This window comes from Proteus sp. TSJ240517 (genome assembly GCF_047921575.1).
Lineage (GTDB): Bacteria > Pseudomonadota > Gammaproteobacteria > Enterobacterales > Enterobacteriaceae > Proteus.
In genome coordinates this window covers 163,607-188,618 of record NZ_JBLRMH010000006.1, presented here as the reverse complement: position 1 = coordinate 188,618, position 25,012 = coordinate 163,607, and the positions used below count along the sequence as shown (strand labels likewise).

General features: G+C 38.1%; 22 protein-coding genes. 13 read left to right on the top strand and 9 right to left on the bottom strand.

Annotation, left to right across the window (positions count from 1 at the left end):
* Positions 1-90: 90 nt before the first annotated feature.
* Together pyk and ACNARN_RS11925 are read right to left on the bottom strand one after the other, a co-directional pair.
* Positions 91-1,542: a pyruvate kinase gene (pyk, locus tag ACNARN_RS11930; RefSeq protein ID WP_349442874.1), complete on the bottom strand. Its 1,452-nt coding sequence runs from the start codon at positions 1,540-1,542 to the stop codon at positions 91-93.
* A 65-nt stretch (positions 1,543-1,607) separates the two neighbouring features.
* Entirely contained in the window at positions 1,608-2,945 is a 1,338-nt protein-coding gene (locus ACNARN_RS11925) for an MFS transporter (RefSeq protein ID WP_151436087.1), read from the bottom strand.
* Positions 2,946-3,258: 313 nt separating this feature from the next.
* Between ACNARN_RS11925 and ACNARN_RS11920 the strand changes: the two genes are divergently transcribed.
* The 10 genes from ACNARN_RS11920 (at position 3,259) to ACNARN_RS11875 (ending at position 15,780) form a co-directional block, all read left to right on the top strand.
* Positions 3,259-4,548, top strand: coding sequence for an ABC transporter substrate-binding protein (locus ACNARN_RS11920; RefSeq protein ID WP_109372977.1), 1,290 nt, complete (start codon positions 3,259-3,261; stop codon positions 4,546-4,548).
* Positions 4,549-4,605: 57 nt separating this feature from the next.
* Positions 4,606-6,981 carry an ATP-binding protein gene (locus ACNARN_RS11915; RefSeq protein ID WP_198620716.1) on the top strand — a complete coding sequence of 792 codons (2,376 nt, stop codon included), beginning with the start codon at positions 4,606-4,608 and terminating at the stop codon, positions 6,979-6,981.
* The gene (locus tag ACNARN_RS11910) at positions 6,959-8,236 is read left to right on the top strand and encodes a sigma-54-dependent transcriptional regulator (RefSeq protein ID WP_196532842.1); all 1,278 of its coding nucleotides are present in this window, start codon (positions 6,959-6,961) and stop codon (positions 8,234-8,236) included. The genes ACNARN_RS11915 and ACNARN_RS11910 overlap by 23 nt, the downstream gene beginning before the upstream one ends.
* A gap of 1,223 nt (positions 8,237-9,459) precedes the next feature.
* Entirely contained in the window at positions 9,460-10,026 is a 567-nt protein-coding gene (locus ACNARN_RS11905) for a fimbrial protein (RefSeq protein WP_109372980.1), read from the top strand.
* A 93-nt stretch (positions 10,027-10,119) separates the two neighbouring features.
* Positions 10,120-12,615 (top strand): fimbria/pilus outer membrane usher protein, encoded by a 2,496-nt coding sequence (locus ACNARN_RS11900; RefSeq protein WP_416304492.1) that lies wholly within the window; start codon positions 10,120-10,122, stop codon positions 12,613-12,615.
* A gap of 26 nt (positions 12,616-12,641) precedes the next feature.
* The gene (locus ACNARN_RS11895) at positions 12,642-13,388 is read left to right on the top strand and encodes a molecular chaperone (RefSeq protein ID WP_368927804.1); all 747 of its coding nucleotides are present in this window, start codon (positions 12,642-12,644) and stop codon (positions 13,386-13,388) included.
* 4 nt (positions 13,389-13,392) lie between these two features.
* Positions 13,393-13,878: a fimbrial protein gene (locus ACNARN_RS11890; RefSeq protein WP_109372983.1), complete on the top strand. Its 486-nt coding sequence runs from the start codon at positions 13,393-13,395 to the stop codon at positions 13,876-13,878.
* 16 nt (positions 13,879-13,894) lie between these two features.
* A complete protein-coding gene (locus ACNARN_RS11885) occupies positions 13,895-14,386 on the top strand; it encodes a fimbrial protein (protein WP_109372984.1) in 492 nt (163 codons plus the stop codon).
* Positions 14,386-14,922 carry a fimbrial protein gene (locus tag ACNARN_RS11880; RefSeq protein ID WP_349442872.1) on the top strand — a complete coding sequence of 179 codons (537 nt, stop codon included), beginning with the start codon at positions 14,386-14,388 and terminating at the stop codon, positions 14,920-14,922. The genes ACNARN_RS11885 and ACNARN_RS11880 overlap by 1 nt, the downstream gene beginning before the upstream one ends.
* A gap of 6 nt (positions 14,923-14,928) precedes the next feature.
* A complete protein-coding gene (locus ACNARN_RS11875) occupies positions 14,929-15,780 on the top strand; it encodes a hypothetical protein (protein ID WP_198620722.1) in 852 nt (283 codons plus the stop codon).
* A 105-nt stretch (positions 15,781-15,885) separates the two neighbouring features.
* Here ACNARN_RS11875 and dhaM read toward each other — a convergent pair whose 3' ends face one another.
* The 4 genes from dhaM to ACNARN_RS11855 all read right to left on the bottom strand — a co-directional run bounded on the left by dhaM (position 15,886) and on the right by ACNARN_RS11855 (position 19,635).
* Complete coding sequence (gene dhaM, locus ACNARN_RS11870) at positions 15,886-17,334, bottom strand: dihydroxyacetone kinase phosphoryl donor subunit DhaM (protein WP_198620723.1); 1,449 nt, start codon at positions 17,332-17,334, stop codon at positions 15,886-15,888.
* Positions 17,335-17,375: 41 nt separating this feature from the next.
* Positions 17,376-18,008 (bottom strand): dihydroxyacetone kinase subunit DhaL, encoded by a 633-nt coding sequence (gene dhaL / locus ACNARN_RS11865; protein ID WP_198620724.1) that lies wholly within the window; start codon positions 18,006-18,008, stop codon positions 17,376-17,378.
* A 29-nt stretch (positions 18,009-18,037) separates the two neighbouring features.
* Positions 18,038-19,102 carry a dihydroxyacetone kinase subunit DhaK gene (gene dhaK / locus ACNARN_RS11860; RefSeq protein ID WP_198620725.1) on the bottom strand — a complete coding sequence of 355 codons (1,065 nt, stop codon included), beginning with the start codon at positions 19,100-19,102 and terminating at the stop codon, positions 18,038-18,040.
* A gap of 272 nt (positions 19,103-19,374) precedes the next feature.
* Positions 19,375-19,635, bottom strand: coding sequence for an ogr/Delta-like zinc finger family protein (locus ACNARN_RS11855; RefSeq protein ID WP_109372990.1), 261 nt, complete (start codon positions 19,633-19,635; stop codon positions 19,375-19,377).
* Positions 19,636-20,139: 504 nt separating this feature from the next.
* On the opposite strand from ACNARN_RS11855, the gene ACNARN_RS11850 reads away from it, so the two are divergent.
* Positions 20,140-20,475 (top strand): hypothetical protein, encoded by a 336-nt coding sequence (locus tag ACNARN_RS11850; protein ID WP_416304491.1) that lies wholly within the window; start codon positions 20,140-20,142, stop codon positions 20,473-20,475.
* Between the two features lie 63 nt (positions 20,476-20,538).
* Here ACNARN_RS11850 and ACNARN_RS11845 read toward each other — a convergent pair whose 3' ends face one another.
* On the bottom strand, positions 20,539-21,483 hold the full coding sequence (locus ACNARN_RS11845) for a sugar kinase (protein ID WP_198626221.1): 945 nt from the start codon (positions 21,481-21,483) through the stop codon (positions 20,539-20,541).
* Positions 21,483-22,502, bottom strand: coding sequence for an SPFH domain-containing protein (locus tag ACNARN_RS11840; RefSeq protein ID WP_416304490.1), 1,020 nt, complete (start codon positions 22,500-22,502; stop codon positions 21,483-21,485). Before ACNARN_RS11840 ends, ACNARN_RS11845 begins: the two co-directional genes overlap by 1 nt.
* 153 nt (positions 22,503-22,655) lie before the next feature.
* On the opposite strand from ACNARN_RS11840, the gene ACNARN_RS11835 reads away from it, so the two are divergent.
* Complete coding sequence (locus ACNARN_RS11835) at positions 22,656-23,369, top strand: NUDIX hydrolase (RefSeq protein ID WP_416304489.1); 714 nt, start codon at positions 22,656-22,658, stop codon at positions 23,367-23,369.
* Here the strand turns inward: ACNARN_RS11835 and aes are convergent.
* Positions 23,366-24,334 (bottom strand): acetyl esterase, encoded by a 969-nt coding sequence (aes, locus tag ACNARN_RS11830; RefSeq protein ID WP_416304488.1) that lies wholly within the window; start codon positions 24,332-24,334, stop codon positions 23,366-23,368. The two genes, ACNARN_RS11835 and aes, sit on opposite strands and share 4 nt — an antisense overlap.
* A gap of 257 nt (positions 24,335-24,591) precedes the next feature.
* On the opposite strand from aes, the gene ACNARN_RS11825 reads away from it, so the two are divergent.
* A complete protein-coding gene (locus ACNARN_RS11825) occupies positions 24,592-25,008 on the top strand; it encodes a TonB family protein (RefSeq protein ID WP_160230682.1) in 417 nt (138 codons plus the stop codon).
* Positions 25,009-25,012 lie beyond the last annotated feature (4 nt).

Here is a 25,012-nt window from a genome sequence, read left to right as displayed (position 1 = left end):
ACTCCTTGTGGCTAAAATGATTTTGGTGTGCTCTTTTTCTTGTTATTTACTTCAGGTTGCCTCTCTCATAAGCCCCTTGATGGAAGACACTCAAGCCGTCGCTGCTTCAACTTGTTTTACAGGAACAAGATGACAACAATCGCTTTCACCGGTTTTCTCAAAAGTTGATAAACGGGTGATCAAGAGTGAATTCATGTCTGTTAATAATCCCTCTGTTTGCAGTTTTTGCATGATGCTTTCATCGCAGTCATTGTTATTTTGACGTTGATAAGCCACAGGTGTTACACCACGTAATACAGTTAATTGACCTGCAAGTGCGGGATTATCTGTTAATGCATATACGTTGTTGTTCGGCATAAAGCGTGACAATAAGGTCACTGATTTGCCATTTTCTGTTAATGCGGCAACACTTAAATGCTTGTCGTCATGGAATGCTGTGGTTGCCGCGGCTAATGCAATCCAACGACCTGTTTGTGAATAGTAAGAGGGTGATTGCCATGGGTTTTCTGCGTTTGCTGCAAAAGAACGCTCAGCTCCCTCAGCGACTCGCGCCATTGCACTAACGGCTTCTACAGGGTATTTCCCTGCTGCCGTTTCCGCTGAAAGCATCACAGCATCCGTTCCATCACCTACGGCATTAGCGATATCCATCACTTCAGCACGCGTTGGCATTGGGCTTTCAATCATCGATTCCATCATTTGAGTTGCGGTAATAACAGGGCAACCTAATGCGCGACAACGTGCAATGAGTTGCTTTTGTGCGCCTGGTAAGCTGGCATCACCAATTTCTACTGCTAAATCACCGCGTGCCACCATAATGACATCAGATGCTTTAATGATGTCATCCATGTTTTCTTCACAAGAAACCACTTCTGCTCGTTCAACTTTAGCAACGATTTTGGCGTGACTCCCTGCTGCAATCACTAAGCCTCGTGCATATTCAATATCAGCACCATTACGTGGGAATGAAACGGCGATGTAGTCTGCTTGAATAGCCGCTGCTGTGTGTATGTCCTGTTTATCTTTGTCTGTTAATGCAGGAGCAGATAAACCACCACCAAGTAAGTTAATGCCTTTACGGTTAGATAATTTGCCTCCAACAGTAACGACAGTCTCTATTTTATTATTATTGACGGCGCTGACTTGTAATTGAATATTGCCATCATCAAGTAACAGAATATTCCCTGGTGTGACTTCTTGAACAAGTTGTGGGTAGTCCAAACCAACTTGTTGTTCGTCGCCTAATGTGCTGTCTAAATCTGCATTTAGAATAAAGCTATCGCCTTGTTTTAATTGAACTGAATCATTTTTAAAGTTAGCGATACGAATTTTCGGGCCTTGCAGGTCAGCTAAGATCCCGATAAATACACGATGTTTTTCTGCGACCTGACGGATAGTTGCGGCTGTGGACTGATGCTGTTCGCGAGTGCCGTGTGAAAAGTTTAAACGAAATACGTTAGCACCCGCCATAATCAGCTTTTCAATCATCTGTTCTGAACAGCTAGCTGGGCCAAGAGTCGCAACAATTTTTGTCTTACGCATAATGACATTCTCTTTTTAAAGAGGGATACCCAAAGGTATCCCTTGATGACAACTTAATTAATTCATTAATCCATGGTAACTTTTTTCGCATTCCAGACTAGCGTCGCTAAAATCATGGAAACGATGGCAGAACCAATCCAGAAATACTGTACTGTGGTGAAGTCGTAGTGAGTGATATCGCCAACTTGTGTGACTTTAATCAGTGATGCTGAAATCAGTTCTTGAGCCGATGCTGCAATGTAAGCGAACAGTCCGATAAAGCCTTTTACTGCACCTACTGCGTTTTTCGGCATCAGGTCACAAGCGGTTAAACCTGCTAAGAACACAACCAGACCACCCATTGCAAAACCAACCATACTTAATGCAATAGCATCCATAACACGGCTTTGTGGACCCCAGAACATCAGTGCAAAACCAGCGATGTTGGCGATACCATAAATTAGAGTTGGAATATGACGGTTAGCGTTAAACAGTTTGTCTGAAGCCATACCCGCTAAGATTGCGCCGAAGAAACCCGCGATTGGGTAAGTAGACATGGCGAAACCCGCATCAATCAGTGAGTAGCCTTTTGAACCTTGTAGGTAAAGAACGGCCCATGAACTGATTGCATAACGAGAGATATACATAGCCGCACATGCTGCTGCGATGATCCACACTGTTGGTTGTTTTAATACGAATAACTGAGCGCGACGTGTTTCTTTAGGATCGCTTGATTTAACGGCTTCTGACTCTTCGCCATATGCGGTTGCTGGATCAGGTAAGCCATAAGTACGAGGACGATCTTTCAAAATCATCAGCAAGATGATGCCCGCAGCAATACCTGCGATACCTGCACCGATAAAACCTGCACGCCAGCCGAAGAAGCTCACTATGGTTGCCGTTAAGATCCACGTAATTGCTTCACCGATATTACGCGAGCCACCCCAGATGGAATAAACTGTACCGCGCTGTTTTGGCGAGAACCATTGGAAGATAGAGACACAAGAAGGTGCCGAACCGACAGATTGGAACCAGCCGTTAATACCCCATAATAGGATAAAGAACAGGCTCGCCGTTGACATTCCCATGAAGATACAAACAAAGGATGAGGCAATCAACGAGATGGACATAAAGCGTCCAATATTGGCATAATCTGACAAGAAGCCGTTAGAGAACTTACCAAAAGCGTAGGTAAAGAAGAACGCAGAACCCATTAAACCGAGTTCAGCGGTGGTTACGATACCTGCATCCAGCATAGGTTTTTTCACCACACCGAGTGCCATACGAACCACATAGAACATGGCATAACCAAGAACAAGACCAAAGAAGACCTGCCATTGGTGCTTTTTATATATTGCGCGGATCTTTTCACTTGACGCTTCTATTAGCGGCAGATCCTTTCTGGTTTTAAAGAAACTTAGCATAGAGATGACTCCGAATATTATTCATGTCTGAAGCTGATTTTGGTTTTCAGAGCTGATGCTATTCATTTAGGTCATCTTGGTGCAAAAGAGGGAATTTGAGTCATCGATGACACATTCTGCTGAATCGGTGAGTCAAATTTGTAACATCGCTATTAGGCGTTGGTTTAAAAATGAGTGAAGATATCGTCGTATCATTGTTAGAAATGAGTCATTAAGGACTCATTAGCCCAAAATAATAAATATTGCTAAATATCAGAAGTTTGAAGTTCGACACATTTTTATGTTTATTCAAAACAAAACCAGGGGTATGTCCATGAGAATAAAAATAACACTGAGCCTCGTCTGTTTACTGTTTAGTTGGCTGTTTATCACACCGGTGCGTAGTGATGAGCAGCCACTTGTTATACTGACGACACTTTCAGATACACCAATGCGACCACTTACAGAGGCTTTTAGCGCTCGTTATCCAGATACTAAGGTGCAAGTGGTTTATCGTCGCGTCGCGATTGCAACACGGATGATGAAACAATATCCCACACAGCCAGTTGATATTGTGATGTCGTCATCGGCTAATTTTTTCCATCATCTAGATAGAGAAGGGCTACTAGCTCGATTACCCGTAAATTACGAAACGCCAAAATGGTTAACGCGCCATAGTGATATCTTAAACGATAAGATAACCACGGTTGGTTATTCCGGTATTGGGATTATGAGTAATACGCAATACCTACAAAAACTCGGTATTCCTGCACCTAAAAGTTGGGTTGATTTAAGTGATCCTATTTACCAAGGGCACTTAACCATGACCACTCCAGCGAACTCTGGCACGATGCAATTAATGGTGGAAAATGTGCTACAAGAGTACGGCTGGGAGCGTGGATGGCAGATCTTACTCGAAACCAGTGGTAATCTTTCCTCGATTTCGGCACGTAGTTCCCGTGTCAGTGATGCTATCGCCAGAGGCATTGTAGGTGCAGGCCCAATTATCGATAACTACGCTTTTAATCATCAGAAACGCTTTGATTTTGTCGAATTTAGCTATTTTGATAAGTCGATTATTTTACCGGCTTATGTTGCTATTGTTGCCGAAAGCAGTAAAAGAGACACCGCAGCTAAATTTATTGCCTTTCTTTTATCGGATGAAGGACAAGAGATCATCTATAAAAGTGATATGGCAAAGATCCCATTAAGCAAAGAGATTTTACGTAATAACGATGAACTTGCTAATAACACGGAATTTATTTTAAACAGCAATGAGGCGTATCGCCGTAGTGAAGTCGTTAATGCGTTATTTGATCAAATGATCACCCATAATTTTCCTTTAATGCGCCAAGTTTGGAATGATATCCACGAAGCAGAAAGACAGGAAAATAAAACGCCAGAACGTATTTCTGCGATCAGTAAAGCGCGAAAAATAGCAAGTTCAGTGCTTATTAGCGAAAAAGAGGCTAATTCACCGACATTACAAGCGTTATTTATGAAAGAAGCCGATCAGCGAGAATACTCTGATCAAGCATTAGCTGTGCTGTATCAATGGCGCACATTAGAAGCTGAAAGGCTTGAACAAGCACTGGTTTTATTGAAAGAGACAAAATCACCCTAACCGCCTTGTGGTTCAAATATACAGCAGGAAGCGCTGTTTTTATGAAAGGTATTACGGATGAAATTATTAGTGCCTAAACAATTTGGCAAACTAGGTAGACGCCTGTATATGGCGTTTATCTTTAGTTCTTTACTCACCTTATTGATTGGTGTGGTTATCTTTTTTATGTGGGGAAAACTGGCGACACAAATTAATGCGTCAGTGGGAGAGTCTCTACCGATGTTAACCACCAGCTATACCATGGAGCGTTATAGCACCAATTTACAGATGCTATTAAAAGAGCGAGAACAGACTCAACGAAAATCGATTTCAGAGCAACAACAGCAGGAAATTCATCAGTTATTAGATAATTTGCGTGAGTTTCCTATTGAGCAAAAGCCACAGCGTGACTTTTATACTCAACTTGTTGATGAGTTATCGGAGCTTATTAATCAACAAGATGTATTATTGGATAAACGACGTGAATTAGAAAACCGCCTTGCACAATTATTAGGGCAATTAGCGTGGATGCATGACGCCGTTGGTGAAGACATTAAACCACTCCTTAATGAAATTGAGTGGCATGTCAGCCAAATGATCAATGAAAAAAATGTACAGGAAAACAGCCTACAACTCCTATTGGAATCAACCTTATTACAAGAGTTGTTTACGACAGAAAATGAATTAATCAGCTTGGTTGAAGAAATTGCACATCAACGTTATAGCCGTGATATTGATGTCGCTTTCCACTATATCAGCGTCAAAATTGATGAAATTATTGCCTTAAATCAGAAACTAAAAAGCTATCCATCGACTATTGCCCATCGTCAGGTATTACAAGAGATTATTGCGATCACCCGTTATGACGGTGATATCTATCAAACACTGATTGATGATGTGGAAAACGAGAAAAAGCTCAAAGCATTAACTCCTGAATTAAATGAAAAATTATCACAATTTGATAATGCTGTAAGAGGTAATGTTTTTGCTACAAGTGAAGCGCTAAATAAGCTTAATGATAATACCCGCAAACTAATGGCAACAGGGAAAATCGTTATTGTAGTCATCATTATTGCATCACTATTGCTGAGTATTATTGTGATGAAAATCTTGATTGATAGAAGACTTATCGCAAGATTGAATAAACTAAGTGATGACTTAGCGCATGTAGCCAAAGGTCATTTAACCGAGCCTGTACTGATTGAAGGACAAGATGAAATTGGCCTGTTAAGTCGCCGGCTTCGTCGATTTTGGCGTCAAATGAAAGAAGTTGAAACCAGCAATGCGTTAAATCTTATTAATAATACCGATGCAAGTTTAATTACCTGTCACCACGATGGCAGAATAGAAACGGTAAACCCAAGTGCAGCAACACTATTAGGTACAGGAAAAGAACAAAATAATAAGCCACTTTGGTTACTGTTTAGTGGTGAGGCGAGCACCATGCTTAAAGCGCAATTTAGTTCAAGTGGTCAGCTTTACTTATTAGGGCAGAGTGAATGTACTATCAGGATGGTAAAAGAAGGTGAGCCTCATTTCTTACAATTTAATATTCGAGAATATCCTCATAAAGATGAACACAAATATATTGTGACGATCACGGATATTACGCGCCAAGAGCTAAGCAGATTAGAGCTTCAACGGCTGGTGGCATTAAAAACACAAGATTTGCAGGATAAAAACCAGCAATTAAATGAAGAGATATTGCGCCGTGAACAGGCACAGAAACATTTAATTCAGACACAAGAAGAGTTAGTACAAGCAGCTAAAATGGCAGTTGTAGGGCAGGCGATGACAAGCCTTGCACATGAGCTTAATCAGCCACTCTCTGCAATTAACACCTATCTATACAGTGCAAAACTGACTATGCAGATGGAAAAATACGATCAATTACCTGATTCTATCGAACGCATTGAAAAGCTGTGCGCACGAATGAATCGAATAATTACTGCATTGCGTAATTTTTCACGTAAATCTTCGTCTGAAATTAGCTTTGTTTCAGCGCCATTAAAAGAGCTAGTAGATAGTGCGATGGTGCTGGTGGAGTCCCGTTCTAAACGAGAGCAGTGCATTATTACGAATAATATTCCTGATGAATTAACCATTTGTGCAGACCCGACACAAATTGAGCAAGTCTTGGTTAATTTGTTTGTTAATGCAATGGATGCTATTGCGGGTGTTGGTGAAAGCCAAATCACAATTGATCTTTTATCTGTTGATCCTAAACGAAAATTAGTGGCGATCGCGGACAGTGGAAAAGGATTCAATTCAGATGTTTTACCAAAACTATTTACCCCATTTACAACCACAAAAGATGTGGGGCTTGGGTTAGGGTTATCCATTTGCCGTTCAATTATGCAACGGTTTGGTTATGAAATTTACTTGGCCTCTACATTAAATGGTGGCGCCATGGTTGTTTTGGAGTTTACAGATGACACAATCACACATGCCTGATATCGACGTTTTATTAATTGATGACGATGAAGATATTCTTGAATCTTATCGCCATTTACTCAATCTTGCGGGAATGGTTGCTAGAGTAACCGACTCACCAGAAAAAGCATTAAGCCTTTTAACACCAGAATGGCAGGGTGCTGTTGTACTTGATATCTATATGCCAGCAATGAATGGCATGGAAGTATTAGAGCGCATTAAACAAATTGACTCTCGTATCCCCGTTATCATGATCACAGGACATGGCGATATACCGTTAGCAGTAGAAGCGGTAAAAAAAGGCGCTTATGATTTTATTGAAAAACCGATTAATCCACCTGTTTTCTTAGAGTTAGTGGCGAAGGCACACAAAGAGCGTCAATCCATTCTTTCGCTTAGGAATGCGGTAATAAGTACCACACAAGAGCGATTAGTGGGAGACAGTGCGCAAATCACCGCGATTAGAGAGCAAGTACAACAAATTGCCGATATCGATAAAGATTTAATGATAGAAGGGGAAATGGGAACAGGGCGTCATCTTCTTGCTCAGCTATTGCATGAATTAAGCCCGCATAGTGATAAAGCTATCCAAACAGTCGATTGCCAAAATTTATCGGATATCAAACAGGTTATTGCTCAAATTGAAGCGGATGAAGTAGGAACGCTGATTTTACGTTCTCCATATGATTTATCATCTGAGGCACAACGCTGGTTAAGTTCTTATCTATTAGATATGGAACGCCAAGGAAAGCGCCACTTTAGAACGATTGCGATTTTAGAAAATAATACACAGCAACTGGTAACAGAAGGACGATTAATCCCTGAATTCTATTACTATTTTTCACAAATCACTTTTTCACTGCCTCCGTTAAGTGCCAGACGCCCAGACATTATTCCGTTATTTAGGGCTTTCTTACGACAAAGTGCACAGAGGCTCGGTATTGCGGTACCGAAAATTGATCGTAATTATCTCGATATTTTAAAGCGTTACGATTGGCCGGGTAATATTCGTGAGTTACGAAATGTTGCTGAATTATATGCGGTAGGCATTGTGAAAATGGTTGATAGTGAACAACATCGCGCCATTATTCCACCTGAAGGCCCTTTGGATAATCTTGTGGATGAATATGAGCGTCGATTAATCGAAGATGCGTTATATTTATTTGCGGGACGTGTTAGTGATGTGGCGGATTATTTGGGTATTCCACGTAAAAAGCTGTATTTACGAATGAAAAAACATGATCTCGATAAAGATAGCTATAAACCAAAAGTTTGATTTACCCACTATTCAATAACAAAGAAGCGCCATACTGGCGCTCTTTCACAGTTTTCTTTTGTTGTTATTATATTTAATATTTTATATTAAGTTTATTTTGCCTTTTATTTTACCTGTAATCGTAAAAAGATAGAATTTATCATTTTTTATATTTTAATAGGTCTTGTTGTGGATAAAAACTCTGTTATTTTTTTATTCAATATTTACACCTTTTGCGTGTCAAAATAGTGAGCTGTTTTAAATTTATTTTTCTTAAAATCTTATTAATAGCTAAATATAAAAATTGGGTGTCTTTATTTGACGTTAATAATGGTATTTTTTATATAACAGTTACGAGATATTATTGTTATTGCTCCATAATTGACTATATTAAAAAGAATGCTCTTTAAAGGAGTATCATATTTAATTTGTATTTATAATTTATTTTTAATTCTTGTTGAGAACAAATTAACGATATTTAAATATGTTGTCATAATTAGATTATCTTATTTCTAATTAAATTAAAGAATATAATATAATTTCTCAATTGAGATGAATCCTAAGTGTTTTTGTATATATGCTGGCTTTATCGTGTCAGCAAGATATTATTTTCTATATTTTGATATTTTTTCGTTATAAAAAACTTATTATTTTTATTTGTTTGGTTTTTATATTCATTTTACTTGCTATGAGTGTTAATGATGGCGGCTTTATTTTTTATTAAGTAATAATATCTAATCTATATGTAATTTTAGTTTAAAATACTTTAATTGCTCATCTAAAGAATTGTTTCATTTGATAACTATCCTCTTATTATACTAATAATATCATTTTTTGACTTTTGACTTATTTTACGCCTTTTGCGAGTATTTCATTGCAAAACAAGTAAAGAAATATTATTTAAATTGTTTCTTTTCTTTAATTTCTTACTCTTACTTTCTGATTAAAATTTATTAATTATTTATATGTCAAATTAAGGTGTTTTTATTAATTAAGAAACTTAATTTCTAAAATATTTAAAAATGACGTTTAAAAAGTTAATAAGGTTAACTTATTCCGTAAATTAATTTGAATATGAATGCATAAAGGACACATTCGTAGAATATCCCCTATTTTGGTTTTATATGGATCTGTGAAGTTTAAAGAAGTTTAAATTGTAGAAGGGCGATGTATTTATTATTTATCGCTTATTTAGTCAGAAGCCAAGAAATATCACTATCTTTATTGTATATAAAGGAAATTTTATGAAATTTACTAAATTAGCTTTAGGTGTTGCGTTATCTTTAGTTGTTGCTGCTCCTAGCTTTGCAGCAGATCCAGCGGAAAGCCGTGAAGGTAAAGTGCGTTTTACTGGCTTTATCAATGATGTTCCTTGTTCAATCGATGATAAAAGTTTAGATCAAACTGTTAAGTTTGGTGAAATCGCATTGCATGAACTGACTAGCAATAAATTCCGTTCAGATAGCGAAAACTTCGATATTATTCTGAAAAACTGCTCAACTGAAACTTACAAAACTGCAAAAGTATCATTCACTGGTGCAACCGTAAGTGGTTTTGACGGTTATACTGGCGAATTACTGGGCTTAGGTGGCAAAGTACAAAATGCAGGTATCGTTATCACTGACCGTGGTAATAATCCAATTACTTTTGGTCAAGGTTTCCCAGTAGCAGGTCACGCTTTAAATAATGGTGACGGCTCTCTCACAACATTGCAGTTCTCAGCTTACGTGAAAGGTAATGAAGCTGTTGATAAGAAAGCAACAACGGGTTCTTTCGACACAGTAGCTAACTTCAAAGTTATCTACGAATAATTGTTGTTTTTTTTATAAGATGTGTGGCGCTTAGGCGCCATGCATCTCATCAATATTGTCTTCTGTTAATAATGCTGAGGATGGCATAGCAAAATGAAAAGCATGAAAATAAATACGATCACAAAAGTAATGCTTTTATTCTTTGTTCCTTTTTCGTTGCCTATTTTTGCAGAAGAAGCTGTAGATTTTAATACCGATTTCTTAACAGACAAAGGTATTGAAAATACTGACTTTACTAAATTCTCTTACGCAAATTATATTCAACCAGGCACTCATTTACTGGCAACTGACGTTAATAAACAAAGAGTAAGAAACGAAGAGCCTATTTTATTTTTTTCCCCAGATTACAACGCAGAGTTATCTATTCCTTGTATCACCCCAGAGGTTTACCCCATTTTAGGTTTAAAATCTGAATGGGAAAAAAAAGTCACTTGGTTAACAACGAATAATACCCAGTGTCTTGATTTCTGCTCCGTGCCAAATATGAATGCTGTGGGTGATCTCTACACCGGTATTTTAAGTATCAGCATTCCTCAAGCCTTTATGGAATATCAAGATCCAAGTTGGGATCCGCCATCACGTTGGGATGATGGTATTGCGGGATCCTTTCTTGATTACAATATGAGTAATCGCCTTATTCGATATGAAAACAACGATAAAAGGACCGAAACGGGAACCAATATTAGTGGTGTAATGGGCATTAATATGGGCGCTTGGCGTTTTCGTTCAGATTGGCAAGCCTCTGGCGGTAATTTAAATAGCAACGATAAATCATGGCGTTGGAACCAGCTTTATATTTTCCGAGCTATTCGATCTTTAGGTGCAAAATTAACGTTAGGTGAACAATATCTCTCATCAGAGCTTTTTGATAGCTTCCGTTATCTTGGTGCTTCATTAGAAAGTGATAACGCGATGATCCCGCCTCGTTTACAGGGCTATGCACCTGAAATTGCGGGAGTTGCAAGAACGAACGCCACGGTTATTGTGCGTCAAGATGGTCGTATTGTTTATCAAAATGAAGTAAGTCCAGGGCCGTTTCGAATTCAAGATGTCAACACATTTGGGGGCGGTACCTTAGATGTTTCTATTGAAGAACAAGATGGTTCTGTTCAAACATTTAAAGTAGAAACCTCGCGTTTAGGTACACTGACAAGACCTGGCCAGTTTTTGTATAAGTTGGTGATGGGTAAGCCAACTAAAAATGAACATGACACTGAAGGTCCTGCATTTTCATTAGGCTCCTTTTCATGGGGGGCAGCGAATAACACCACGATTTATGGCGGATTATTAGCCTCAACTGAATATCAAAATATTGCTTTAGGTCTAGGGCAAGACTTAGCGCCATTTGGGGTGCTTTCTTTTAATATTTCGGCTTCGCGTGCTGAGATGGGCAATAATTTTGATGATAAGACACTATCTGGTACTTCTTATAACGTTACTTATTCGAAACAATTTGATCAAATAAATAGCCAGATTACGTTTGCGGGTTATCGCTTCTCTCAACGAGACTATTTAAGTATGACTCAATTTTTAGATGGTCGTTATCGTGGGCTTCATATTGACAGTGGTAAAGAGCTTTATACCGCCATCTTTGGTACAGCTTTCCCTGATTACAATATCAATACGTATTTAAACTATTCTCGCCAAACCTATTGGAATCGACCTTCAACTGATAACTACAGTTTTACGGTTTCTAGTTATTTTGATTGGGCTAATTTTAAAAATTTATCCATTAACTTATCCGCGTATAAAGTGGAATCTAGCCATAATAATGACGAAGGGGTTTATGTGTCATTAGGTGTACCGCTAGAGCGTAATGATGCCAATATGAGTTATTCGGGATCATTTAATCGCAATAATACGAGTAATTCTGTTAACTATTATGAGCGACTGAATGAAAGAAGTACCTATAACTTATCTGCGGGTACGTGGGATAGCGATAAAGTGAATCTGTCAGGTTTCTATAATTACGACGGTAATTTAGCAAAACTGACGACAAGTGGAACTTATACCCAAAATAATCAAAGCGCTTTATCGATGCAATTAATGGGTGGGATAACGCTAACCCCAGAAGGGGGAGCATTGCACCGAGTCACTTCAATGGGAAATTCACGCATATTGGTTGATACCAATAATGTTGAAGATATTCCGATTAAAACAGGTTTAACACCAATTGAAACTAACCGTCACGGTAAAGCAGTTTTAATGGGTGTGCAAAACTATTCTCGTAGCCATATTACGATTGATATCAATAATCTTCCTGAAAATGCTGATGCTGTTCAATCATCCCAATACGCTACCTTGACAGAAGGGGCGATCGGTTACCGTAAATTTAACGTGATTGAAGGTGAGAAAGTCTTAGCGGTGATCACGATGGCTGATAAGAAACATCCTCCTTTTGGCGCCAGTGTTTATAACAAAGATAAATTAGAAGTCGGCATTATTTCAGATGATGGTTTTGTTTATTTATCAGGTGTAAAAGCAGGTGAAACATTAGATCTTGCTTGGAATGGCGAAACTTGCCAATTCCAATTACCTCAAGTGCTAGAAAATAATTTAAGCAACATGTTGTTGCTTCCTTGTAAGTAATTAAATTTAAGTCAACGGTGAATGAAATGAAATATATCAATACAAAAACATTGGGCGCTATCGTTATACTTTGCCTTTTTTCTCAATCCGCTTATTCCGCTATCGCATTAGATAGAACTCGTGTTTTATATAATGAAGGTGAGCGCTCAGTCAGTATGGTTTTAGAAAATGAAAATGAATCTAAACCTTATTTAGCACAGTCTTGGCTTGAGAATAGTAAAGATGAAAAAATCAATTCTCCTTTTGTGGTAACACCGCCAGTTCAGCGTATCGAAGCCGGTAGCAAAAGCCAAATTAAAATACAGGCATTACCAGCAACAAATATGTTGCCCACAGACAGAGAAAGTATTTATTACCTTAATGTTCGTGAAATTCCACCTCGTAGTGATTCTCCTAATGTTTTACAGATTGCATTGCAGACAAAAATTAAAGTGTTTTATCGACCAAAAAGCATTGTTGCACCAAGCCGTTTAGAGGCTAATCCAATGGAAAAAGACATTGTGATTGAAAAACAAAGTGACCATTACAATGTGAAAAATCCGTCGCCTTATTACTTAACCATTACCAAAGTCAGAAAGAACAATACGGAAGTAAAAGACTTTGAAGCGGTGATGATTGAACCTTTTGGTCAACGTTCACTGGGAACAAAAGTGGGTGATTTAGGTACGACACCTACCCTTGAATATCTCAATGATTTTGGTGGGCTGGTTGACTTAACATTCCAATGTCGTGGAGATATTTGTTCAGCAAATATCAAAGATAAGAAGGCGTAATATTATGCTTATATTCCGAGGTGTAATACTTTTTCTTTGTATGAGTTTTCTCGCTCCTTCTGTATGGGCTGTTTCTGGCTTTTTAAGAGTGACTGTGAGCGGGAGTGTGGAGTCACGCCCTTGCAAGATTAACGATGGTAAACCTATTGAAGTGAACTTTAATGATGTGATGACCACAAGAATAGAAAACGAAAATTATAAACAAAAAATGGATTACACCTTGGATTGTAAAACAACAGGTGACCCAAGTATGTCACTGAAATTTACTGGTGACGGCGCTGGGTTTGATACGCGTTATTTAAAAACAAGCGTGACAGATTTAGGGGTGTTATTTAAAACCGCTGACACCAATGTTTATATGACAGAGCCGTTTAAGTTTAACTATCAAACTCGACCTGAGCTTTATGCTGTACTCGTGAAAAAAAGTGGCGCCGCGCTACCAACTGGCTCCTTTACGGCGACTGCAACTATGCAGGTTTATTACAACTAACGGAGGAATAAACAGTATGCGTTATTATCCATTCCTCACGATGTTATTTTTATTTTCAATATCATCTTCACCTAGTCTAGCGAAAGATAATGAGACACAGGTGCTGATTAAAGGTAATTTATTAACGCCACCACCTTGCAAAGTGAATGACGGTAATATGATTGAGGTGAATTTTGGTCCTGTGGCGATAAAAACAATTAAAGGCTATGACCAAAAAAGAGAAATTAATTACCAAATTACCTGTGAAGAAAATTTAAATAACTGGAATATGTATTTATCAATTGATGGTAATAAAAGTAGCTTCGATCCTAATGGGCTGAGAACCAATATTAATGAGTTAACCGTAAAATTTATGATGGGTGATTCCATTATTGATTTAAATAAAAAGTATTCGGTTAATTTAAATAACCCTGAAAAAATTTGGGCAGTATTGGTGAAAAAAGAAAATAGTGAACTGGTACCAGGTAATTTTACCGCGGGTGGCACCTTGTTTGTGGAGTACCAATAATGAATAAATCAATGTTATCTGGTTGTATTATTGGTGGTTGTTTATTGTTTTCATCTTCTATCTTTGCGGCTGAAAATCTTAATATCTTTGGTTCATTAATTATCGCACCTTGCAAAGTTCTACCTGAACACTCTCAGGTTGATGTGGTATTTGATGAAATTCGCTTAGATGATATTTATAAAAGTTATTTTGAATTCGAGAAAAAGGATTTCAAAATTACTTTATCAGAGTGCGATATCTCTATTGCCAAGCAAGTGAAAATAAAATTTGAAGGGGCAACTCATAATGAACTTGCCGGATTATTAGCATTAGACGATAACGCTAATAATCCTGATTTAGGAATACAAATTACGACTAAAGAAGGAGTCCCTATTAAATTAGGGGATTACACTAGCTTATATAATATTCCTAATAATGGCATTTTTGAGCTTAATTTTATTGCTTATTTGCAAGCGACAGCAAAAGCGATCGCAGATAAATCAATTAAGCCGGGGCATTTTTCTGCTACTGCCGTGTTTTCTTTGAAATATGAGTAAAAGATAATGAAAAAAATACAGCAAATTTTAAAGTTATTAATTGTACTATGCAGTTTTTCTCTATTTAGTGTACAAGCAGGTTATTTTACTTATATTACTAAATCAGGTCCTTCTCCAGAAATTAAAGGTAATATTCGTTATGACTATGTGTTGGAATATTGGACGGAAATGGGATTTACGCCAAACCCTTGTAAAAGTTTAGGTTTGAGTGGTCGGTGTTATATTCAATTAAACCACTTCCACTCAAAACCTGATAAAGGAGGAACGGGTACTGAGCATCGAGCGAGATGGCGGTGTGATGTAGATTTACAACATTTAAGCTCTATGGCTGAAATACGCGATGTGGCTGTTAATCAATGCGGGTTGACTTTCCCTTATGTGAATTATAGTACTCATGCTGGATCTGTTACTGTTGATGAATGTATTGCTTTTTTTATGACGAGTAGTGCAACGGGAGGAAGTGGAAGAATGGTACCTGGTGGCGTATGTGGTATTGCTCCACCGCCTGAAGGTAAATGTGCATTTGTTTCTAATAATCTTACTATTTCACATGGTGTACTTGATGTGACACAAGTTGATGGTAATGAGGCGGAAGAACAATTTGCGCTCACTTGTAATGAAACTATGCCAGTAAAAATTACTAGTTCGATGGAAGATCATTTTTTAAACTTAAAACCAGATGGTAGCATCCGCTCTTTTTTAACGTTAAATGGTTCACCTGCATCAATTGGTACACAAGTTAACGCAATAATGAATGAATACACCTATGTAAGAGTGAAGTCAAAACTTCAAACTAATGGCACTCCTTCATTAGGTAACTTTAGTGGTGCTACGACATTGGTATTATCAATACCTTAATAAAATTAGAAGAGTCAATAATGACCTAGATTTGATAGCGTTTTTCGTTGACTTACCCGCACATTATTGTGCGGGTTTTTTTATGTGGTTAATTTGAAAAGCGGTTTATAACATTATCGGTTCGATAACTAATTCGCTCTTATTGGTATCTAATTTTAACTTTTGGGATTCAGTGACTTTTAATAGTGCGGAACCTAAATTGACTAACATCGGTAAGCGCATTTCAGCCGCGATAATGGCGCTGTGAGAGAGACTATCACCTTTTGCTAAAGCAATACCGACCAATTGACTATCAACTAATTGAATTAATGTGGAAGGGAAAAGCTCTTTTGCGACCAAAATAGCGGGTTGTGAAGGGGTAAAGCTTGGGCGAGTTTTATCTTGTAAATGGTAAAGCACTTGATTACGTAGATCACGAAGATCGAGTTCACGCGCGCGTAAATAGGGATCGGTAAGTGCGCAATACATCTGTGTTCTTTCTTGCATTTCATCCGACCAACTTTGCTGGGCACTGATCTTCTCTGTTTTGATGCGATCTATCACGCTTGTTATTAACTCATCATCATCTAACATCATGATATGACCGTTAAAAATAGCACCAATATGCTCACCTAATTTTTGGCTAGCTTTATTGGCACTCTGTTTTAGTGCTTTTAGCGTACTCTTTATTGCAAAATTAAGTTTGCCAATTTGAGCATCAATATCAATCGGTTCTGATAAGTTTTCGACGGGTGAGAGCTCTATTTCATGCCAAACAAAAGCAGGTGCTTTAATTTGAGATACAGGGGCTAAAATACCGTTTAATGTTATGGTATTAGAATCAGAAGGTAGCTCTTCACCAAAGCCATTTCGGGCAAGTTCAAGAAAAGCCGCAATCGCCTCATTTTCTTGTTCACCAGAGGCAATTAGCGTTATCTCATCGCCTTGGCGAATTTGTATTAATGAAAGCTGATTTAAACTGAGAGGATTAATACGTCTATCCCCTTTAACTAATTGATAATCAGCTTGAAAAGTAGAAAGCACCTCAACTAAAGTTGCCGCCGGTCTTACGTGTAAACCATGAGGATTACGAACTACCCAACTTGCCTCTTTACCATGAATTTTGACAGGGGCATTAATATCATTTTTAGGTTGAACGAAATTTTCACCAAGTTGGATTTTCTTTGGATATAAAGAATTTGAAGCTTCTTCAATCACTTTTTCTAGTGATGCCCCTGAAGATGCCGCTACAACTGCTGCAAGTGTACCTTCAACTAAAGGTGCTGAGCAGAGAGTGACTTTCTCAGCTAGCTCGGGATCAAGTAACTCAATCGCAGTTTCTGCACTTAAGATTGCACTGCCTAAATCCATCATCACAACAATAGATTGTGCTTGTGATAGCGATTCTATCGCCGTCATAATTTTAACGGCATCAGTACCAATCGCATGTTCTTCATCGTTGATACCTGCGGCAACCGCAAGTTGGCAATGAGTCGGATTAAGCATCTGACTGGCAAGTTCTGCCACACCATCAGCGAGATGTTTACTATGAGAAACAATAACAATATTTATCATGGTAGACCTTTATTGGTTGCTTGTATTGGTTGCTTGGTCAGTTATGCATTAATACTATTAGCAAGGGCTTGTATCATCAGTACCACAGAAGCACTGCCAGGATCTTTATGTCCGATACTGCGCTCACCTAAGTAACTTGCTCGCCCTTTTCGAGCTTGCATCGCAATGGTGTTTTCAGCGGCTTTTTCAGCGACAACTTGTGCTTGAGAGAGGGCTTCTTTGATAGAAAGGTTTTGTTCATTAGCGTGTTTTAATGACTCAACCACAGGCCACCAAACATCACACATGGTTTTGTCATTTGGCTCTGCTTTTCCTCGGCTTACAATGCCTTCTACACCTTCTGTTACCATTTCAACAAGTTGATTTAGTTCTAGGTTTTGCAATGAAGCTGTAGGTTTGGCTGCACGAATAAAGAAGGTACCAAATAAAGGACCACTTGCACCGCCAATATTTGAAAGCAATGTCATGCCCGTAGTTTTGAGGATAGTGCCAATATCTTGTCCTGCAAACTCAGGTAGTTTTTCCTGCACTTTTCTAAAGCCACGGTTCATATTTAAACCGTGGTCAGCATCACCAATTTCACGATCTAAATCCGTTAAATAATCACTATTTTGTTCAAACAGTAGTGCACATTGTTGTAACCAAAGAATAATTTGAGCGTGAGTTAAAGCCATTTTGTGTTCCTTTTCTTGTTATTAAAGACTTATTTCACCATCGCAGGTGTATTCACAGGGGCATCCCATAAGGTAAGTAACTCGTTATCAACTTTTAATAACGTAATTGAGATCCCTGACATATCAAGCGAAGTACAATAAGAACCAATTAAAGAACGTTCGATGGTTAAGCCAAATTTTTCACAGCATTGAGTTAAACGGTTATAAACACCATAAAGTTCAGATTGTGGTGTGGCACCAAGGTTATTAACTAAAACAATGACGCGATCGCCAGATTTTAAAGGCTGTTTTTCCTGATTTTCCTCGATCCAAGTGCCGCTTTCACGATCCCAATTGCGGATCACTCGTTGATAGTGACCATTCTCAATCAAGGTATTAAACATGGCATCAACAGTATCATTGAGAGAGGTAAATTTACGACGGTCAATACCTGGTTCGCCGTGAATACCGACACCAAACTCCATTTCATTTTCAGGTAAAGTAAAAGAAGGTTTTCCTGCGGCTGGAACGGTACAAGCTTCCAAGGCAATGCCGATAGAAAAACCATTGTTATTAATGTGATGACCTAATTTAACCAGTTCATCAAGAGAGTCGCCTCTTTCAGCTGCCGCACCCAGTAGTTTTTCTATTAAAACGGTATTGGCAACACCACGGCGTCCTGCGGTATATAAGCTATCTTTTACCGCCACGTCATCATCAACTAATACCGTTGCAATTTTTACACCATCGTCATGAAGCAGTTCTGTCGCTGTTTCAAAGTTAAGCACATCACCGGTGTAGTTTTTCACGATCATTAAAACGCCTTCACCACTATCAATCTCTTTGGCACAGTCATACATTTTATCAGGTGTTGGTGACGTAAATATTTCACCAGGACATGCACCATCAAGCATTCCTTTACCGACAAAACCTGCATGCATGGGTTCATGTCCGCTACCACCGCCAGACAATAGAGCAACTTTACCTTTTACTGGAGCATCTTTTCGCGTGACATAAAAAGAGGAGGGATGAAGTTTGATTTCAGGATGGGCTTTAGCAAAGCCTTGTAGTTGTTCAGATAACACATCATCAACTCGATTAATCAGCTTTTTCATCTTAAATGCTCCATTTGAAATTTGTGTTTAGTCTTCAAACCAGAAATGAGGTTTCTGGTTTAGGGGCTGACACATTATTTATTAAAGGATTGGTAAACACGGCATCAATAGGCGATGTTTGTTTTATTTAAAACATAAGAATTATTTTTATTTAGCTTAAAAATGAATCTACATCATTTATCTTTCTATAAGAATAGGTTAGTCAAATAACCTGTCAGAATGGGAGCAAGATCATAAAAATAAATGAAAAAAAGAGTGTCTGTTCGAGATGATTACATGCCTTGCAAAAGAGTAAGTGCTTTCTCTCGTTGCTCTGGAGAAAGATTTTTGATCACGTCTAATAACAACGTATCTTTGTTTTTTGCACTTGGCATAAGGGTGTGACTAAACGTGAGGTTTAAAACAAAGGTATGTCCGCATTCAGGATCACGACAAGCACAATAGAGATCAGATAACTCTTTGTGTTTACGATTACTTTTCTTTATAAGCGCTTTTTCGCCACATTCAGGACAATAAATAGTTAGGACACGCATGTTATTTTTCTCTTTATTATCAGTTCTATTATGCTTTCTATATTAGCTTAAATTTGTATTATAACCAGTCTTATTATTGTTTTTTGATGTAAATAATTGTTTTGAAGCGATTTAAAGGTGCTAAAAACAAATAAAATTGTTTTAAGTGGGTGGGTTAGTTCGGTTATTGTCGGATAAACACACATAACCGATGTTAACCGAACAAACTTACTAGCCTAAAATACAAAGTTTGTAGATAATGGCTTCACGTTAAATCATACGGAGATGAGCAACATATTGAATTTATTGTTTATTTTTTCTGTTGTTTTTCAGTGTGAGTAGAAGGCAATAGACAAGGATGTCTATTACAAGTTAACAAGGAAGTGAGTAAAAATACTTTTCAATAGTTGAGGGCTGGGTGTGAAAGGATTTCGCATAGCGTTCAAGTGAAAAGTGTTAAAAGCTGATCTTTATAATAAAAGTCGATGAAATAAGTTTTGTCTCGAATGACTAAGGAGTTAGGTCATGTTCAACACACAAGCGTTATATGCATGGATTGCACTCATGGCGTTTAGTTTGGGTTGGATTGCTCAAGGATGGCATCGAGACAATATGACGTTAGAACAACGGATGTTAATAACGGCAATCGAAGATCAGGTGAGCATGGATGCTAGCCCTGATCTTCAACTTTTTTCTTCTTTTTTTGGCGATAAATCACTAGAACACGCTTCTTCACTTCGGTTTTCTCCGTCATATCAAGAGATGGTGAAATTGAGTTTAAATAATCAGTGTGCCAATGCTGACTTTATTACTGTGTTTAATAATACACAATGTGAAGTTGGTGGCGATTTAATTAACTGATAATTAATAGATTTATTCTATTTTTGTCATGTCTTTATTGTTATTTATTCACCCTCATCAAGCCTAAATACGCTGACGCCCTTTAGGGCTAATAAGTTGGCCTTGTATGTCCGCGATACCAATATGTGCTATACAGCCTGCATTAAACTGTAAATAGTCATCTTCGATACCATCAGAAAAAATAACCCCATTTTCAGGCATTAAAGATTCTAATTGTAAAGGTGAATCAGGCTCAATTGTTCCAAAGGTTAGAGCTACGCCTGTTGTTCGACTTGGAAAAGGTTCTCTCACACTAAATTGCAGCTTTTTGTCACCCCAGCTAAATCCTTGTAACAGGGGATGTGATGCTTCTCCTGTGATTGCCATCGCGCCAGCGAGAATAGATTGAAACCAACCTGTCGAGCCAAGTCCCGTAGACACAATAATTCCTGATGAAGATTGTGCTTCTTGAGCACCACTCCATTGTAAAATATAGCGTGCAGACGTGTGGCTTTTGGGACCAATAAATAGATCATTAACGGCTAACAGTGATTGACCATCATTGGTTGTCGCTTGTGCAAAGGTCACGGATTTAAACGGCATTTTCTGATTAATGGTATTAATCACCGTCTCTTTTAATTCACCTATTTCAAAAGGAAGTAATTTGCCATCCCACCTTGAAGGATCGGGATTGATGGCAATAATAGGCTGTCCATTAAGGTATTTCAGTGTATTGGCGACCAGCCCATCTTGACCAATCACCACCACAATATCGTGGGGTGAGAATTGATAGCTAGGCAATAAGTTTCTTTCTAATAGCTGAAAACGTCCCAATGATTTTAAAACCAGTTCAGCTTCTGTTAGTTGCTTTTGATATAAATTGTGTTCGTTGAGGTAATCCGTTACCTCAACATTGTTGTGTTCTAAATAGAATTTGGCTTGTGACCACGTATTAAAACGCTCAATTAATTCCTGTAAGCGGCTTTTTCTCATCACCAGCACAAAGCGAAAATCTTCGTTACGTTGCATTATTTACTCCCTTTTTTCATAAATTGGCTAAATAAATCAGGAGTGATATTTAACTCACCAATTTTCCCTGAATTCAGCGCTAAGGTTTCAAATGCCATTGCCATTAATTGCTGAGAGTCCATTTTTGCTAGTGCCATGGCTTTTAGGTTTTCAACTGGCAGTTCACGATAAGCACGCATGGTCGCTTCAATAGCATAAGCATCAGCTTCTGATTGTGTTCGCTGATTTTCAGCACTTAACGCGACCAGTTCTTTACGTTTTGCTTCAGCATTTACTTTGGCTTCAAGGCGCTCTTTTTCAATCTCCGCTTGTTCCCGTAATAATGTGCGTTCGTTTTCTAAACGTGCTTCTTCAATTTCTTGTCGTTTACGTTGAACAGATAAGTCGGTTTCCAATTCAGCCTCTTTAATGGTGCGTTCTTGTTCTACCGAGAATTTACGACGAGCATAAATGGCATCGTCGGCTTCTTTCAGTAAGGATTCTCTTGCTTCGGCTTCGAGTGCTTTTAAGGTTTCTGGTGATGGAGTGATTGCTGCAATAGAGACATCTAAAATCGCAATACCTAATGCATCTAATGATGGGTGTTCAATTAATTGTTCCATCACCAAAGTAACTAATGATTGGCTAAGTAATAACGCTTCTCTAAGTGGTGTACTTTGGATCTTTGCTTGGATTAAGGTTTGTGCAATACGCACAACGCGATCACTGAGTTTTAGTGGATCTTCTGATGCATAAGATTTGCCGTTTTTGCTCAAGTTAAAATTGAGCACTTCTGCGGCTTTTTCAGGTGTTTTGACCTGAAATGAAATTTGTCCTTGAATGCGTAAGCCTTGAAAGTCCAAGGTTTGAAAGTTGAAAATAAACGGCGCTTCTTGGGCGTTTAAAGGTAGTGCGGCAATAGAGGTTGTGGCTGAGTTATACCAAAAACTCAATCCTTTACCTTGCTGGCGAATTTTGCCGTTTACCGATTTAATAATGAAAGTTGATGAGTCTGCTTTGAAATAATTTAAGTTAAACATAGGATATCTCCAATTAGTGTCCTTATGACAATAACTTGATTGTGTCCTATCGACACTATGCTTGTCAACTGATTTAGTGTCTTTATGACAAAATTTGATTTTTTGCTGTTTAGGCTTAAAATAGTTTCATCGTTTTCTAATAAAGCTTACGCCATGAATGAACAAGATTTTTTAGCCAGTTATAACCGCCGTGATTTCCTATCCCCACTGATTACTGTTGATGCGGTACTGTTTACTTATCATGAAGAGCAGTTAAAAGTATTGTTAGTGAAAAGAGGAGAGCATCCTGAAAAAGGAAAATGGGGTTTACCTAGTGGATTTGTCGATGAAGTTCAGGACAAATGCCTTGAAGATACTGTGCTAAGAAAATTAAAAGAGAAAACGGGTGTGATCCCTCCTTATATTGAGCAACTTTGTTCCGTGGGAAATAACCAGCGTGATGTAAGAGGTTGGTCTGTGACGGTCTGTTATACCGCGTTGATTGCACATCAAGTGTGTGAAGCACATATTGATTCCGTGGATTCGGTAATGTGGTGTCCTATTGATGAGATTGCACAACAACGCTTAGCTTTTGATCACCATGAATTAATTACACAAGCAAGAGAGCGATTAAAGCAAAAATCACTCTATTCGATTGTTCCCGGATTTGCATTGCCAGAAGTTTTTACCTTGCCAGAGTTGCAACATGTTCATGAAATTCTGATTGGTAAAGAGATCCAGAAAAAATCCTTTAGACGACGCATCGAACAAGCCGATTTATTGATTGATACAGGAGAAAAACGGGCAGAGAGAGGACGCCCTGCAAGTCTGTATCGACTTAAAGAGGCGTCTGCGGATTATCGTTTTATTCGAAATCTTGAGTTTTAATTCTTAAGTTGTTTTACAAAGTAATGAGCGCCATCTCGAATGGCGTCATCAGCCACTTTCATCATGCGTGAGTAGTGTAAAAAGGCATGTAATGTGCCTGGATACATTTTATATTCACAAGGTGATTGATGTGCTTCAAGGGTTTTAAAGAGAGTCACGCTATCATCAATAAGTGGGTCGTATTGTGCGCTGGCGATAAAGCAAGGGGGAATATCTTGCGTTAAATCGTTATTAAATAAGCAATAATAAGGTGCATCACGATTGCCTAACGCGGTTAAATAGGCATTATCATATTCTTCTAGATCTTGCTGGCGCAACCCATCCCATTCACCACCATAAAGCCGACGGCTAGTGGAATCACGTAAACCGTATAATCCATACCATAATAAAGCTGCACTTACCTTGCCACAGTGGATTTGTTTGTCGCGTAACCACAGTACAGTAGCAAGCGATAACATGGCTCCCGCAGAATCGCCTGCAAAACCAATGTGTTGAGTGTTAATACCGTAGTGTTCAGCATGTTGATTATAAAACTGGCAGACTTGCGCTGATTCATCAATCGCTTGTGGATAATGTGCTTCTGGTGATAGTGAGTAATCAATACCAATCACTGCACAACCTGTATAAGACGCGAGTAAACGCATAATGCGATCGTGGGTATCTAAATTCCCTAAAATAAAGCCCCCGCCATGAAGATAATAGAGTGTTGCGGATGTTTTTTCTGTGGGTTGATAAAGGCGTGTTAGAACCTCGCCATAAGACGTGCTAACGGAAATATCTTGAATGCTAAACATTTCGGGTGCATCTGCATTCCAATAACGTCTGTCTTGATTGTAAGCAAGGCGCATAGAAGGGTAGTCATTACTTTCTGGCGCAGGTTGCGGATTATCTGCATAAAATTGCATAACTTGCTGCATTTCTGGCGAAATAAGTTCTAGTACATTGATTTTATTTTTAGTTTTCATTAGCCCCTCCAATTATCACTTCTCGGTATTGTAAATACTGGGGCTTAATAAACTGGGATCTTGATATCCAATATTGAACGTTAGCGCTAAATAGCAAGGGTGAGACGTGAATATGTGATCTGACTTTGATTTAAATAGGACGGCTGAAATATGATTAATTACACAGTTTTTCTTAACTAAATATTTAATTGAGAATAGAAATGATAATGAGATATATTATTGTGTCTTTATATTTAATCTTATTTCAGAAAAGAAAAATGAAAATAAAATTAGCTATTTTAAGTTTACTTTGCAGCACCATTTTATTAAATGGATGTGCTATTCAATCAACACAGTCGGATGTGCAATTATTGAAAGCAAAATTAGCCGATGAACCAGAGAAAATAACTCAGAGTGAAATAAATGAGTCAAATCTTACGGTTAAAAATCACCCTAAGAATTTATTACGAGTATTTCCTAATTATCCTGCAAAAGCGTATTCTCAAGGCATTGAGGGAGCGTTAAATATAAAATTTGATATTGATGAAAATGGATATGTGCAAAATATTAGGATGTTAGATTCCCCTTTAGTGGAGGTTTTTGGTTTATCGACTATTCGAGCTATGGAAAAATGGCGTTATGAGTCAGGAAAACCGACAAAAGATTTAAATTTAACAATGGAATTTAAACGTTGATTTA

Excerpts from the sequence above, each read along its gene's own strand:
- pyk (WP_349442874.1), bottom strand. The coding sequence starts at position 1,542 with ATGCGTAAGACAAAAATTGTTGCGACTCTTGGCCCAGCTAGCTGTTCA.
- ACNARN_RS11925 (WP_151436087.1), bottom strand. The coding sequence starts at position 2,945 with ATGCTAAGTTTCTTTAAAACCAGAAAGGATCTGCCGCTAATAGAAGCG.
- ACNARN_RS11920 (WP_109372977.1), top strand. The coding sequence starts at position 3,259 with ATGAGAATAAAAATAACACTGAGCCTCGTCTGTTTACTGTTTAGTTGG.
- ACNARN_RS11915 (WP_198620716.1), top strand. The coding sequence starts at position 4,606 with ATGAAATTATTAGTGCCTAAACAATTTGGCAAACTAGGTAGACGCCTG.
- ACNARN_RS11910 (WP_196532842.1), top strand. The coding sequence starts at position 6,959 with ATGACACAATCACACATGCCTGATATCGACGTTTTATTAATTGATGAC.
- ACNARN_RS11905 (WP_109372980.1), top strand. The coding sequence starts at position 9,460 with ATGAAATTTACTAAATTAGCTTTAGGTGTTGCGTTATCTTTAGTTGTT.
- ACNARN_RS11900 (WP_416304492.1), top strand. The coding sequence starts at position 10,120 with ATGAAAAGCATGAAAATAAATACGATCACAAAAGTAATGCTTTTATTC.
- ACNARN_RS11895 (WP_368927804.1), top strand. The coding sequence starts at position 12,642 with ATGAAATATATCAATACAAAAACATTGGGCGCTATCGTTATACTTTGC.
- ACNARN_RS11890 (WP_109372983.1), top strand. The coding sequence starts at position 13,393 with ATGCTTATATTCCGAGGTGTAATACTTTTTCTTTGTATGAGTTTTCTC.
- ACNARN_RS11885 (WP_109372984.1), top strand. The coding sequence starts at position 13,895 with ATGCGTTATTATCCATTCCTCACGATGTTATTTTTATTTTCAATATCA.
- ACNARN_RS11880 (WP_349442872.1), top strand. The coding sequence starts at position 14,386 with ATGAATAAATCAATGTTATCTGGTTGTATTATTGGTGGTTGTTTATTG.
- ACNARN_RS11875 (WP_198620722.1), top strand. The coding sequence starts at position 14,929 with ATGAAAAAAATACAGCAAATTTTAAAGTTATTAATTGTACTATGCAGT.
- dhaM (WP_198620723.1), bottom strand. The coding sequence starts at position 17,334 with ATGATAAATATTGTTATTGTTTCTCATAGTAAACATCTCGCTGATGGT.
- dhaL (WP_198620724.1), bottom strand. The coding sequence starts at position 18,008 with ATGGCTTTAACTCACGCTCAAATTATTCTTTGGTTACAACAATGTGCA.
- dhaK (WP_198620725.1), bottom strand. The coding sequence starts at position 19,102 with ATGAAAAAGCTGATTAATCGAGTTGATGATGTGTTATCTGAACAACTA.
- ACNARN_RS11855 (WP_109372990.1), bottom strand. The coding sequence starts at position 19,635 with ATGCGTGTCCTAACTATTTATTGTCCTGAATGTGGCGAAAAAGCGCTT.
- ACNARN_RS11850 (WP_416304491.1), top strand. The coding sequence starts at position 20,140 with ATGTTCAACACACAAGCGTTATATGCATGGATTGCACTCATGGCGTTT.
- ACNARN_RS11845 (WP_198626221.1), bottom strand. The coding sequence starts at position 21,483 with ATGCAACGTAACGAAGATTTTCGCTTTGTGCTGGTGATGAGAAAAAGC.
- ACNARN_RS11840 (WP_416304490.1), bottom strand. The coding sequence starts at position 22,502 with ATGTTTAACTTAAATTATTTCAAAGCAGACTCATCAACTTTCATTATT.
- ACNARN_RS11835 (WP_416304489.1), top strand. The coding sequence starts at position 22,656 with ATGAATGAACAAGATTTTTTAGCCAGTTATAACCGCCGTGATTTCCTA.
- aes (WP_416304488.1), bottom strand. The coding sequence starts at position 24,334 with ATGAAAACTAAAAATAAAATCAATGTACTAGAACTTATTTCGCCAGAA.
- ACNARN_RS11825 (WP_160230682.1), top strand. The coding sequence starts at position 24,592 with ATGAAAATAAAATTAGCTATTTTAAGTTTACTTTGCAGCACCATTTTA.